The organism is Arthrobacter sp. TJ-254 (assembly GCF_058269175.1).
The window spans coordinates 560,866-573,873 of sequence record NZ_JBZCNF010000003.1; the positions used below are offsets into that span (position 1 = coordinate 560,866).

At 68.7% G+C, this 13,008-nt stretch carries 12 protein-coding genes; 5 read left to right on the forward strand and 7 right to left on the reverse strand.

All coding sequences use genetic code 11. The annotated features are described in order from the left end of the window. The first annotated feature begins 71 nt into the window (after positions 1 to 71). Positions 72 to 1,460: a DUF1461 domain-containing protein gene (locus AC4D14_RS11245; protein WP_490902298.1), complete on the forward strand. Its 1,389-nt coding sequence runs from the start codon at positions 72 to 74 to the stop codon at positions 1,458 to 1,460. A 137-nt stretch (positions 1,461 to 1,597) separates the two neighbouring features. Next, positions 1,598 to 2,014, forward strand: a complete 417-nt coding sequence (locus AC4D14_RS11250; RefSeq protein ID WP_490902299.1) for a VOC family protein — start codon at positions 1,598 to 1,600, stop codon at positions 2,012 to 2,014. A gap of 67 nt (positions 2,015 to 2,081) precedes the next feature. On the opposite strand, the gene AC4D14_RS11255 is transcribed toward AC4D14_RS11250, so the two are convergent. From AC4D14_RS11255 to AC4D14_RS11285, 7 genes are all read right to left on the reverse strand, one after another. Beyond that, positions 2,082 to 2,381: a DUF6510 family protein gene (locus AC4D14_RS11255; RefSeq protein WP_490902301.1), complete on the reverse strand. Its 300-nt coding sequence runs from the start codon at positions 2,379 to 2,381 to the stop codon at positions 2,082 to 2,084. Further along, the gene (locus AC4D14_RS11260; protein WP_490902302.1) at positions 2,378 to 3,109 is read right to left on the reverse strand and encodes an FAD-binding oxidoreductase; all 732 of its coding nucleotides are present in this window, start codon (positions 3,107 to 3,109) and stop codon (positions 2,378 to 2,380) included. The genes AC4D14_RS11255 and AC4D14_RS11260 overlap by 4 nt, the downstream gene beginning before the upstream one ends. Further along, the gene (locus AC4D14_RS11265; RefSeq protein WP_490902303.1) at positions 3,106 to 3,699 is read right to left on the reverse strand and encodes a molybdopterin-dependent oxidoreductase; all 594 of its coding nucleotides are present in this window, start codon (positions 3,697 to 3,699) and stop codon (positions 3,106 to 3,108) included. Before AC4D14_RS11265 ends, AC4D14_RS11260 begins: the two co-directional genes overlap by 4 nt. Positions 3,700 to 4,119: 420 nt before the next feature. Beyond that, positions 4,120 to 4,794, reverse strand: a complete 675-nt coding sequence (locus AC4D14_RS11270; protein ID WP_490902304.1) for a phosphoribosyltransferase — start codon at positions 4,792 to 4,794, stop codon at positions 4,120 to 4,122. A 119-nt stretch (positions 4,795 to 4,913) separates the two neighbouring features. Beyond that, positions 4,914 to 6,734: an AMP-dependent synthetase/ligase gene (locus AC4D14_RS11275; RefSeq protein WP_490902305.1), complete on the reverse strand. Its 1,821-nt coding sequence runs from the start codon at positions 6,732 to 6,734 to the stop codon at positions 4,914 to 4,916. Positions 6,735 to 6,769: 35 nt separating this feature from the next. After that, positions 6,770 to 8,272 carry a dolichyl-phosphate-mannose--protein mannosyltransferase gene (locus AC4D14_RS11280; protein WP_490902401.1) on the reverse strand — a complete coding sequence of 501 codons (1,503 nt, stop codon included), beginning with the start codon at positions 8,270 to 8,272 and terminating at the stop codon, positions 6,770 to 6,772. A 196-nt stretch (positions 8,273 to 8,468) separates the two neighbouring features. Then, positions 8,469 to 9,386 carry a cation diffusion facilitator family transporter gene (locus tag AC4D14_RS11285; RefSeq protein WP_490902307.1) on the reverse strand — a complete coding sequence of 306 codons (918 nt, stop codon included), beginning with the start codon at positions 9,384 to 9,386 and terminating at the stop codon, positions 8,469 to 8,471. A gap of 147 nt (positions 9,387 to 9,533) precedes the next feature. Between AC4D14_RS11285 and AC4D14_RS11290 the strand changes: the two genes are divergently transcribed. The 3 genes from AC4D14_RS11290 to AC4D14_RS11300 all read left to right on the forward strand — a co-directional run bounded on the left by AC4D14_RS11290 (position 9,534) and on the right by AC4D14_RS11300 (position 12,998). Continuing rightward, positions 9,534 to 10,337, forward strand: coding sequence for a pullulanase X25 domain-containing protein (locus tag AC4D14_RS11290; protein WP_490902308.1), 804 nt, complete (start codon positions 9,534 to 9,536; stop codon positions 10,335 to 10,337). Positions 10,338 to 10,536: 199 nt separating this feature from the next. Continuing rightward, positions 10,537 to 11,358, forward strand: coding sequence for a 16S rRNA (cytidine(1402)-2'-O)-methyltransferase (rsmI, locus tag AC4D14_RS11295; protein WP_490902403.1), 822 nt, complete (start codon positions 10,537 to 10,539; stop codon positions 11,356 to 11,358). Between the two features lie 158 nt (positions 11,359 to 11,516). Further along, complete coding sequence (locus AC4D14_RS11300) at positions 11,517 to 12,998, forward strand: NAD-dependent succinate-semialdehyde dehydrogenase (protein ID WP_490902309.1); 1,482 nt, start codon at positions 11,517 to 11,519, stop codon at positions 12,996 to 12,998. Positions 12,999 to 13,008 lie beyond the last annotated feature (10 nt).

Genomic DNA, 13,008 nt, shown 5'->3' on the forward strand with positions numbered 1-13,008 from the left:
GGGGTGCGGGCCGGTACGCTCGAGGAACAGGAGCCGCCCGGGCGGCTGACGCACAGCGAGGAGACCCAGCAGTGGCAGAGATCGACAAAACCGGCAGAGAGCACGAGCCTGCGGGTACCGGGCAGGAGTCCGGAACGGATCCCGCGCCCCGCGAGCCGGTCATCGCACAGCGCAGTTCGCTCCCCATGCGCAAGGCAAGCACGATGCCCGACGTTTCGCGCTTCCTCACCGGCGCGCACTCCGCCGGGCAGTCCGAGGTGGAGCCGGACGCAGAAGCTCCTGCTGGATCGCCCCACGCTTCACGCGACGGCGGCGGGAGCAACGGTGGCGCGCACTCCGCCCCGGTGGGCCCCGCCACCGCCGCGCTGCCGGTGACGGAACCGGACGCCCGTGTTTCGCCCTCCGCTCCGGTGGGCCCCGCCACCGCCGCACTGCCTGTCGCGGACCCCGCCGCCGGTGATTCGCGCGCCGCTTCGCTGGGCACGGACGCCGATTCACACTCCGCTCCGGCGGGCCCTGCCACCGCCGCGCTTCCGGTCGCGGACTCGGGTGCCGGTGCAGCAGCCGGACACGCCGCGGGAGCCCACGCCAAGGAACCCGAAACGCGCGTGGATCCGGTCCGGAACGGCACCGGGGCCGAGCCCGCCTCAACAACGGGGTCCCTCTCACTGCGGCCGTCCGAGGAGGAGGTTCAGCGCAGGGCCCGTGAACGTGACCACGCGGTGCGGGCCAAGCCCGTCCTTGCCCGGTTCCTGCAGGTTCTGATCGCACTGTTCTTCCCGGTGATCGTGCTCGCCGGAGCCGTGCGGGCGGTCACGTCGTCGCTGTTCCTCTGGGCCGAATACCACCGCCCTGGCTTCCCTTCGGACAGCTTCGGGTTCTCCACGGAGGACCGCATGACCTACGGGTCCTACGCCGTTGACTACGTGCTCAACCTGGCCCCGGCGCGCTACCTCGGCGGGCTGGTTGACGCACAGGGGCGCCAGCTGTTCCTCGACAGCGAAGTCAGCCACATGCAGGACGTGAAGTCGGTTCTCGGTGCGTCATTCGTCGTGGCCGCACTCATGCTGCTGGCGGGCATTGCTGCCTGCATCTATCTCGCCCGCCGCTACAAGGGAGGAATCCGCAGGGCGCTGTTCTCCGGCGCAGTCCTCACGGTCGCACTCATTGCCGCGCTCGCTGCCACTGCCGTGCTGGCCTGGGAGCTGTTCTTTGCGCAGGTCCACGGCCTGTTCTTCGCCGAGGGCACGTGGACGTTCCGCGAGGACGATACGCTCATCCGGCTCTTCCCCGAGCAGTTCTGGACCGACGCTGCAGCAACCGTGGGGGTGCTGGTGCTGCTCGCGACGGCTCTCACGCTCATTGCCGCCTGGCCGACCCGTGCACGGCGGGCGCGGTCCCGGGCTGCCCAGATAGCACTCCAGGAGCGGCACCGCGCCGCCGGCGCCCCGGCGCTGTAAGCGCGGCCGGTACATCCCGCCACCGGCAGCTACCCGTTTTTCCACGAAGGCTTCTGCTTCTTGCATTCCCGCCTTCCCCGAAGCGGCACAGGGGAAGATAATTCGAGCTGTATTAATGGCGACCAGGAGGCTGAATTATGAGCACGCAACTAAATCCCTATTTGGGATTCCGTGACACGGCAAAGCAGGCGATGGAGTTTTACCAGTCCGTTTTTGGCGGCGAACTCACAATGAGCACGTACGCGGAGTTCAATGCGAGCGAGGATCCGTCCGAACAGGACAAGATCATGCATGCGATGCTCGTGACCGACGGTGGAATGGTGCTCATGGGCGCCGACACCCCCAACAGCATGGAGTATTCGACCGGCTCCAACTATTCGGTCTCGCTCAGCGGCGAAGACGGGGCTGAGCTGCAGGGTTACTGGGACAGGCTCGCCGACGGAGGCACCGTCCAACTGCCCCTTGAGCGTGCGCCCTGGGGGGACAGCTTTGGGATGTGCAGCGACAAGTTCGGCGTGAGCTGGATGGTGAACATCGGAGGTGCCCAGCAGTAGGCCCGGGAAGCCCAGCAGTAGGCGAGGGAAGCGGGCCTGCTGCTGAGGCAGCCGGGGCAGTGCCCCGTCAGGGCTTTGCGATGCTCAGGTAGCTGAGCCCGCGCAGGTCGAGCACCATCCGTTCGCCGATCTCACACATCCGCATCAGCACCGCACCGCAGCCGGCGCACCGCAGCGTCATCCCGGGTGCGCGGTGGTAGAGGTGGGTTGTTGCGAGCGCCCCCGAAGCCCCGCAGTTGGCGCACCTGCCGACTGCCGAGGTGAGGTCGGCGGCAAAAACCTCCGAAAACATCCCTGCCAGTGCGTTGCCGTCGAGATGTTCGGTGTCGTTCACATACCCGGCCCGTGGGCCGTCGTTGACAGTCATCCGTCGCCCCCTATTCCGCCATACCGTTCGGTTTTGATGCGTTCCGGTGGATAGCCCGCCTCGACCAGCCACGAAGACGCGGATTCCACGAACCCGGTGGCCCCGCAGATGAAGACAGCGGGGTTGTCCGCCGCGGGCAGGACGTTCGCGAGGAGGGACTCCGAGGTGAGCCGGCCCGCGGGCTGGCCGTCCGGCGCGCTGCGCGTGTAGATGATCTTCACCACCAGCGGCGAGGCACTTGCTGCGAGCATATCGAGCTCCTTCCGGTAGAACACCGACTTCTCGCTGCGCGCTGAGTACAGCAGGTGGAAAGGAGTGGAGATTCCGCCCTCGCGCCGCGTGCGGGCCATCGCCATGAGCGGCACAACGCCCGAGCCGCCGCCGATCAGCTGGACCGGTGAAGGGTCGGCCGGGTCCCAGACGAACCAGCCGCCCACCGGCCCCCTCACCTCGAGCTGTTCCCCTGCCACGAGCTCCCGCACCAGGTACGGGGAAACCTCGCCGTCGACGAGCTCCTCCACGGTGAGCTCCACCTCGTCGGGCGGAAGCAGCGCGGCAAGGGAGAAGGACCGCACGGCCGTGTACCCGTCGGGGGCGGTCAGGCGGATGTCGATGTGCTGACCGGGGGTGACTTCAACGGGGGCGGGGAACCGGAGCCGAATGGTCGTGGCTGACTCCGTCTCCGGCCGAACGCCGAGGACGTCCGCGGTGCGCCAGGAGCGGCTCACCAGTAGCGTTCTTCCAGCCAGGGATCGCCGTGGAGGTTGTAGCCATTGCTTTCCCAGAAGCCCGGATCGTTCTGGGGCATCATCCGCAGTCCCCGGACCCATTTCGCGCTCTTCCAGAAGTAAAGGTGGGGCACCAGCAGGCGGGCCGGGCCGCCGTGGGACGGGGCGATGTCCTCGCCGTCGAACTTGTGGACAACCCAGGCCTTGCCGTCGAGGACATCTTCGACCGCCAGGTTCGTCGTGTAGCCGCCGTAGCTCGTGAACATCATGTAGTTGTAGGCGGTATCCACGTCCCCGAAGAAGGTGTCGAGCGAGACGCCCTTCCAGGTGGTGTCGAATTTCGACCAGCTCGTGACACAGTGGATGTCGACGGTCACATCCTGCTGAGGGAGGTTCTGGAACTCCTCCCACGTCCAGCGGTGCTCTGCTCCCTTTTCTGTCAGGATCTTGAATTCCCACTCGGCGGTGTCGACCCGGGGAGTGGGGCCCGCCGAGAGGACCGGGAAGCTGTCAGTTCTGTACTGGCCCGGCGGCAGGCCCTTCTGGTTCTTGTCCCTGCGCCCCCTGAACCCGGACGAAATGATGCCCATTGTGCTCCTCCATCGGTGGCGGTGCCCGTAACGGTGGGAACAAACCTTCTCGCTTCCAGTGCGTTCCCTGAAGTTTCGGGAAGCGGCAGTCGTCGCTTAGTCGCTCGTTTTATCACCGAACCAGCCCTTTTGAAAGGGCACTTCGGATGTGGCACCGGCCCCTCCGGAACGCCGCGGCACCGTCATTCGGGCAATTCCGGCGGTGTTGCCGCACGCCTTCCGCGGCCGCGCCCGAATTCATGATCGGGCAACGGACAATATGACGAATATGTGAAGTGTTTTCCGCGTGCTGCGGCGTTCCCTGGACTCCCTCGCTCCAGCGGGGAATTGGAAAAGCCGGCGTATGTCCGAGATCCGGGACAGGCCGAAATGGATATTCACGGCGCGGGACAATTCGCCCGGGAGCTCCCGCCCGTGGGCCTAGCGCGAGCCGTCCTGCTCCGCCGTCCAGCGGTGCTCAAGGCTCCGCGCGGCGTCGAGCAGGGCCACGACCTCGTTCTCGGTCGTGGGGGAGAAGTCCCTGTAGTGCTCGCCGACCGAACGGAAGAACCGGGGTGAGGCGAGGCAGAAAACCTCGTCGGCGTCATCGAGGCGCCGCAGGGCGGCTGCGGGAGCGACCGGAACGGCGAAGATCACCGATGCCGCCCTGAGTGCCCGGGCGACCTTGCAGGCGGCCCTGGCCGTGGCGCCGGTCGCCATTCCGTCATCGACGATCAGTGCCGCCTTCCCCTCGAGGTTCCGGCGGCGGCGGCCGCTCCGGAACAGCGCGGTGCGCGCGGAGAGCACCTGGCGTTCACGCTGCTCCACTGCCTCCAGTTCCGCCTCCGAGATACGGCCCGCGCCGAGCACCCGGTCCTCAAGCACCCGGGCACCGTCTTCGCCGATCGCGCCCATTGCCAGTTCCGGCTGGGCGGGAACCCCGAGCTTGCGCACCACGATCACATCGAGAGGCGCCCGCAGCGCCTCGGCGACCTGGTATGCCACAGGGACCCCGCCGCGCGGCAGGCCGAGGACAACAACGGGCGTGCCGCGCAGGTGGCTCAACCGCTCTCCGAGCCTGCGCCCGGCCTCAACACGGTCCTGAAAAAGCGCCATTGTCCACCCCGCCCGTCCGCCTACCCTGCGAAGCCGCCGCCCTGCCGGAGGGGATTCGACGGCAGGTCCTTCAAGTATCCGCCTCGACCGCCGCGTGCGCTGCTGATGCGGAGCCCGGGTCAGGGGCGGGGTGCCCGGTAGAGCGCCTCGACGGCGTCATGATGCTCCGCCACCACCACGGCGCGCCGGAGCTTGAGGGTGGGGGTCAGCTGGCCGGCCTCCACGCTGAAGTCCCCGGGCAGCACGGTGAACCTCCGGATCTGCTCGGCCCTCGAGACGGTTGCGTTGGCAGCATCCACCGCCGCCTGGACTTCCGCGAGGATCTCCGGATCGGTGGACGGTTTCCCGGAGGGCACTGGCCCCCGGGCGGCGAGCGCCTGCCCGTCGAGGGTCAGGAGGGCCCCGACGAACGGTTTCCCTTCGCCCACCACGACGGCGTGCGCCACGAGGCGATGTTCACGCAGCTTCTCCTCAAGCGGGGCGGGGGCGACGTTCTTCCCGCCGGCAGTCACGAGAAGGTCCTTCTTGCGGCCCGTGATGGTCAGGAATCCGTCGCCGTCCAGGGAACCGAGGTCACCGGTCCGGAAGTATCCGTCGGCGGTGAAGGCCGCAGCCGTGGCAGCGGGGTTGTTGTGGTAACCGGCGAAAACGCCTGTTCCGCGCACCAGGATCTCGCCGTCGTCGTCGATGCGCAGTGAAGTGCCCGGCATGGCGATGCCCACCGATCCGACGCGGGTCGAGCCGACCGTGTTCACGGTGCACGGCGCCGTGGTTTCGGTGAGCCCGTACCCCTCCTGGATGAGGATGCCCGCGCCCCTGAAGAAGTGGACGAGGTGCTCGCTGAGCGGGCTGGCCCCGGAAATCGTGTAGGTCAGGTTGCCGCCGAACACGGCACGCAGCCGGGGGTAGAGGAGGCGGTCGAACCCGGCGCGGGCCACGCGCAGGGCCGGGGACGGCCCCCGCCCACCGCGCGCCTTCGCATCGAGTGCCCGCGAATAGGCGACGGCGGTGCGCTCCGCCGCGTTGAACAGGCGCCCCTTTCCAGCCGCCGCGGCCCGCTGGCGCGCACCGGCGTGGATCTTTTCGAAGATGCGCGGCACCGCGAGCAGGAAGGTGGGGCGGAACGTGCCGAGGTCGTCGAGGAGTTCCTCGGCCGATCCGCTGTGGGCCAGGGTGACCCCTGCCGAAAAGCAGACGACCTGCACCGCCCGGGCAAGGACGTGGGCGAGGGGGAGGAACATCAGGGTGCGGGCGTTTTCCGCCTTGAGGAGTTCGGGGAGGAACTCGATGGTGTTGACCGCGAACAGGGCGAAGTTCCCGTGGCTGATGGTGCAGCCCTTGGGGTTGCCCGTGGTGCCCGAGGTGTAGACGATCGACGCGGGGGCGTCGAGGCCACAGGCGCTCCGCGCCTCTTCGATCAGGGCGGGGCTGATGCCGCGCCCGCTCCGGACCAGGTCCTCGAGGCCGGCGCCCGCGGAGTGCTCCGACGGGCTCAGCCGGAACACCCGGGGTTCCCCGCCGGCGCCGGCACGGACCGCTTCGGCCACCACACGGGCCTTGTCGTCGTCCTCGACCAGGACGACCGCTGGCGCGGCGTCCTCAAGGATCCATGCCACCTGGTGGGCGGAGGAGGTTTCGTAGATCGGAACCGTCACCGCTCCGGCGAACCAGATTGCGACGTCGGCGAGCGTCCATTCGTACCGGGTCGCCGACATCACGGCCACCCGGTCGCCGGGCCGGACGCCCGATGCGATCAATCCTGCGGCGACGCCGCGCACCTCCGCCAGGAAGGCCTCGGCACTGATGTCGTTCCAGCCGCCCGGCGTGCGCACCGCGTACAGCGGCGCGTCCGGGGCGAGCGCGTGCCGGCGCAGGAGGAGGTCGGTGATGTTGCTTTCCGGGCGCAGGCTGGCCAGGGGGTGTGTTGACGATTTCCGCACCGGGACTCGCTTTCGGGAGGGTTGATCGGGGTGCCCTAGATCCAGCTGCGGATCCACATCCGGTGCCGCCACTGCTCGTAGGGGACGACTTCGGCGGTCCACACGGGGAGGAAATAGGCGGAGACCAGGACGACGACGGCAAGGAAAAGCCCCACGAGCACAATACCGCGGCGTCTGCGCCGGTGCGGGTCGTCGGGACGGCCGAGGATGAGCCCAAGGCCGTAGACGAGGCCGAGCACGAGGAACGGTTCGAAGGCGACGGCGTAGAAGTAGAACATTGTGCGTTCGGGGTAGAGGAACCACGGCAGGTAGCCAGCGGCGACGCCGGCGAGGACTGCGCCGGCCCGCCAGTCCCTGCGGCCCGCCCAGGCGAAAAGCAGCACGCCAAGGGCGAGGGCAGCACTCCACCAGATCACCGGGTTGCCGAGCACCGTGACCGCCTGCGAACACGAATCGACAAGGCAGCCCTCGCCGGTGCCCGGCTTTTCATAGAAGAAGGAGGTCGGCCGTCCAAGGAGCAGCCAGGACCAGGCACCCGATTCGTAGGGGTGGTCCGATCCGAGCCCCTTGTGGAATTCGTAGGCGCTGCGGTGGTACTCGGCAAGGGAACGCAGGGCCGGGGGAACCCAGCCCCACTGCTCCGAGGGGTTGTCCGCCGCCCATTGGCGGTCGTACGCGTCCTTGGAGAGCAGCCAGCCGGACCAGGTCCCCAGGTAGGTGAGCGCGGCCACGGGAACGATCGAGACGAAGGCCTGGAACCCGTCCTTCAGCACCCCACCCGTCGCCCAGCGGCGCACTCCGGCAATTCGCCGGGCGCTCAGGTCCCAGGCCACGGTGAGCAGCCCGAACGCCGCGAGGTAGGGCAGGGCGGACCACTTCGTGCCCACCGCGAGCCCGAGGCAGATCCCGGCGACGAGGCGCCAGGGCCGGATGCCCAGCCAGGGGCCGAAGCGCAGCAGATACTGTGCCGGTACGCCGTTTTCCGCCGCGGCCGCGTGCCGGCCGAGCAGGAGCGCGAGCCTCCGGCGCGCCGCGTCCCTGTCGAGCAGCAGCGCGGTGAACGCCGCAAGGATCCAGAAGGAGAGGAAGATGTCGAGGAGCGAGGTCCGGGAGTGGACGAGGTGGTGGCCGTCGACGGCGAGGATCAGCCCTGCCGCTCCGCCAAGGATCGGCGAGCCGAAGAGCCGCCCCGCCGCGACGGCGATCAGCAGGATGGACAGGGTCCCGATCAGGGCTGCCGAGAACCGCCATCCGAAGGGGTTGTCCGAACCGAAGACCGCCATGCCGGCGGCGATCATCCACTTCCCGACGGGCGGGTGGACCACGTAGTCGGCCGTTGGAAGGATCGCCGACGGATCGCCGGCGTTGAAGGAGTCGTTGGCGTTCTCCGGCCATTCGCGTTCGTAGCCCGACTGGAGCAGGGAGTACGCGTCCTTGACGTAGTAGGTCTCGTCGAAGATCAGCGACCCCGGTTCGGCAAGCCGAACGAAGCGGAGCACCCCGCCAAGTACCGCCATGGCGACCGGCAGAATCCACATCAGGGGCCCGTGCGGCGCGGCCCCGAGGAGCCGCTGGAGCAGCGCCTGCCGGGTGAAGGCGGACGAGGGGGAAGCGAGCCAGGTTGCCCGGGGGCGGCCCGGGGCTTTTCCGGGGTCCAGGAGGGCTGTGTGGCTCACCCTGCAATGCTACCGGGAGCGCCGCCCGGTTCCCGTCCGAACGAGGTTGACGCCGGCGTCAGTGGGCCAGGCGGTCCTCGTGGAGGCGGTGGCTGGCGGGTTCGATCTGGAAGGTGCTGTGCTCGATGCTGAGGTCGAAATGCCTGACCACGCATTCCTGGAGCTGGTCGAGCACGGCGTGGGCGTTGTTGCTCGAATAGCAGTCGTCCTCGACCACAACGTGCGCGGTCAGGACGGGCAGGCCTGTCGCGATCTGGGTGATGTGAAGGTCGTGGACATCGGTCACGTGGGGAAGCCTCGCAATGTGGGAGCGCACCGCATCCGGGTCGATTCCCGCCGGCGTCGATTCGAGGAGGACGTTGACCGTCGCATGCAGCAGACGCACGGTGCGGGGAATGATGAGCGCGCCGATCAGCAGCGCCACGATCGCGTCGGCGCGCATCCAGCCCGTCAGCGTGATGACCACCGCCGCGACGATCACCGCCACCGACCCGAGGGCGTCGTTCACCACCTCGAGGAATGCCGCCCGCAGGTTGAAGTTGGCCGTGCGGTGCCGGGCGAGGACGCCGAGTGCGGCCAGGTTGCCCGCCAGGCCGATCACCCCGAAGACGACCATTTCCGGTGCGGCAACGTCCACTGGGGTGATCAGCCGCTGGACTCCCTCGACAAGCACGTAAAGCCCGACGACGAGCAGCACACCCGCCTGGGCCATCGCCGCAACAACCTCGGCCCTGCGGAACCCCCAGGTGCGCCGGGCCGTTGCGGGTCGCATTGCCAGGGTCGCGGCGGTCAGCGCCATCGCCAGCCCTGCGGCGTCGGTGAAGACGTGCGCCGAATCGAAGAGGAGGGCGAGGCTGCCGGTCCACGCGGCACCGATGACCTGGAGTACGAAGACGGCGACCGTGAGGGCCAAAGCCCCGGCGAGCGGACCGCGGTGCGTGTGGTCGGTGCCGTGTCCGTGGTGATGGTTCCCCATAGGCCTAGACTACCGTGGCGCGCGGAGGCAAGGTCGCCCGTGCGTCGGTGGGCGGTATTGAGGACTCAACGGAAATAACCTAGCGTGAACGTGGGCGGTGCCGTGCACCGCCCTGCGCACCGAGAGAAGCCACGTGGAAGGTCAATTGTGAAAACGAAGCCGCAGGACAAGACGAATGTCCGGTTGAAGGCAGTCTTGGACATCCTGGCAGGGCAGGCGCAGGCGGGCGAGCCCCGCGGCGCCAGCAGCGCGGTGCTCTCGGAGGCCATCACGCGCGTGCCGCTCGATGAACGGGAGAGCGAGCTGCTCAGCGGCGGGGTGCCCCGCGGCTTCAAGGCGCTCACCACCGCGACCTCGAAACTTGTGAAGGCCGGATGGCTGGTCAAGGGCAGGAGCGGATGGGCCGTCACCGAGGAGGGACTGCGGGCAGCAGCCGCTTTTCCCGACGTCGAGTCATTCACCGCCGCAATGACCTCGGGGACGCCGATCCCCTCGGGAACACCGGTGCCGGCCGAGCCGCTCGTGCCGGCGGGTACGACGATGCCCTCCGGCACTCCGGTGCCGGCCGGAACGCCGGTTCCCAGCGACGCCGCTGAGGCGGGTTCCGCGTCCGGCTCCGGACCGGCAGCGCAGGAGGCCGCCCCAGGCGAAGGCCAGCCGGCCGCCGTTGCGATCGCCGGAAACTTCGCCTCCCACCTGGGGGCGTCGGAGAACTGGGCGCCGCACGTCGACGAGGCGCAGATGGTGTTCGACCCCGCCGAGCAGAAGTGGAAGATCACCGTCGACCTGCCGCCGGGCGCCTACGCATACAAGGTGGCCATCGACAGGTCCTGGGTAGAGAACTACGGCGCCTTCGGCGTTCCGGGCGGTCCCGACCACGAACTCCACCACCCCGGCGGGAAGGTCACTTTCGAGTACGACCATTCCACGAAGGACGTGACGACCGACTAAGCGCGCCCTGGCCGGCGCCCGGTGCGGGGCCGGCCGGGCTGCGAAGGGCTAGGCTTGTCGGGTGGATGAGCCAGCAGCAGAAAGCACCGAGCCCGGCGTCGGAACGGGCGAAACCGGGCGCGCTCCGGACGGGTCCGCCCCGGCACCCGGCTTCACCGCCTACCGGGGAACCGCGGGCGACGGCAGCTCCCGCGGCAGGGTGGTGCTCGCCGCGACGCCGATCGGGAACGTGGGGGACGCGACGGAGCGCCTGATCGGGCTCCTGCAGAGCGCCGACGTTGTGGCGGCTGAAGACACCCGCAGGCTGAACCGCCTCGTTTCCGCGCTGGGCGTGGCCGTCGGCGGCCGGATCGTCAGCTACCACGAACACAACGAGGCAATCCGGACCGCGGAGCTGCTCGAGCAGGTCCGCTCGGGTGCCACGGTCCTCATGGTGACCGATGCGGGAATGCCCTCAGTCTCCGATCCGGGATACCGGCTCGTCGAAGCCGCCGCCGCCGAAGGCATCGATGTCACCGCGGCGCCCGGCCCGTCGGCGGTCCTCACCGCGCTCGCGCTCTCGGGGCTGCCCACCGACCGGTTCTGCTTCGAGGGTTTCCTGCCGCGTAAGGCGGGGGAGCGTTCGACCCGGCTGACCGAACTTGCCGCGGAACGCCGCACCATGGTCTTTTTCGAGGCGCCCCACCGGCTCGAAGCGATGCTTCGATCGCTGCGGCAGGCCTTTGGATCCGAGCGACCTGCCGCTGTTGCCCGCGAGCTGACCAAGATGCACGAGCAGGTGCTGCGCGGGTCGCTTCTCGAACTGCTCGAGTGGGCGCAGGACGGCGAGGTGCGCGGAGAGATCGCCGTGGTCGTCGGCGGCGCACCGGAGGCACCCCCGAGCCGCCCCGAGGATCATGTGGCCGCGGTGCAGGAGCTGGTGAGCAACGGCGCCCGGCTCAAGGATGCCGTTGGCGCCGTTGCCGAAGACGCGAAGGTCAGCAAACGGGAACTCTACGCGGCGGTCATCGCCTCCCGGTGACCCGCGCTCCGGTTTTTGTGCAGGTGCCCAACGTTTCGCCGTGTCTGCGGTGCAGGAACGCCTAGACACTCCTGCGGCGGCGGGGTTAGCGTGAGCTGCGAGCTCCGTGGCACCGCTGTGCCACCGCGACCGTTCCCCTTCTTCTGTAGGAGTTGTAAATGACTGTAACTGTCGAGCGCGAACAGGACCTCCTGGCGCAGGTTCCCACGGGTCTGCTGATCAACGGTTCCTGGCGGGACTCCTCAACCGGCGCGGTTTTCCCGATCGAGGATCCGGCCACCGGCCGGACGCTGCTCTCGATCGCCGATGCGAGCCCCGAAGACGGGGCGGCCGCCCTCGATGCCGCCGTCGCCGCGCAGGAGGACTGGGCCAAGACCGCACCACGGGAGCGCGGGGAGATCCTCCGCCGGGCTTTCGAGCTGGTCACCGCGCGGGCCGACGATTTCGCGCTGCTGATGACCCTGGAGATGGGCAAGCCCCTCGCCGAGGCGCGCGGCGAGGTGGCGTACGGCGCTGAATTCCTCAGGTGGTTCTCCGAGGAGGCGGTGCGCACTTCAGGACGCTACACCGTGGCGCCCGACGGGAAGTCGCGGCTGCTCGTGACGAAGAAACCCGTCGGTCCCTGCCTGCTGATCACCCCGTGGAACTTCCCGCTTGCAATGGCGACGCGCAAGGTGGCCCCCGCGGTGGCCGCCGGCTGCACGATGGTGCTCAAGCCTGCGAACCTCACGCCGTTGACGTCGTCGCTGTTCGCCCAGGTGATGGAGGAGGCCGGGCTGCCCGCCGGGGTGCTCAACGTGATCCATACAAGGGATGCCCAGGGCGTGACCGGTCCGCTCGTCGAAGACCCGCGCCTGCGCAAGCTCTCCTTCACCGGGTCCACACCCGTTGGCCGCAGCCTCCTCGCGGCGGCTTCGAAGAACGTGCTGCGCACCTCGATGGAACTCGGCGGCAACGCACCGTTCCTTGTCTTCGAGGACGCGGACCTGGACGCCGCGGTCACCGGAGCGCTGGCGGCAAAGCTGCGCAACATGGGCGAGGCCTGCACGGCAGCAAACCGCTTCATCGTCCACGAATCCATCGCTGACGAGTTTGCGTCACGGCTTGGCAGCCGCATGGCGGACATGAAGACAGCGCGCGGCACCGAGGACGATTCCAAGCTCGGCCCGCTGATCGATTCCAAGAGCCGCGACAAGGTGCACGGCCTTGTCACGGACGCGCTCGCCGACGGCGCCCAGGCAGTGACCGGCGGCTCTCCGGTCGAGGGCCCCGGCTACTTCTACGCGCCAACGGTCCTCAAGGACGTTCGCCGCTCGTCGCGGATCCTGAAGGAGGAAATCTTCGGTCCGGTCGCGCCGATCGTAACGTTCTCAACGGAGGACCAGGCGGTTGAGCTGGCCAACGACACCGAATACGGGCTCGTAGCCTATGTCTTCACGCGCGACCTCAACCGCGGGCTGCGCATGGGGGAGCGTCTCGACACCGGGATGATGGGGCTGAACGCCGGCGTCATCTCCAACGCGGCGGCCCCGTTCGGCGGCGTCAAGCAGTCCGGGCTCGGCCGGGAGGGCGGCTCAGAGGGAATCGAGGAGTACCTCTACACGCAGTACATCGGCATCGCGGATCCCACCGCGTCCTAGCGGTCAGCGT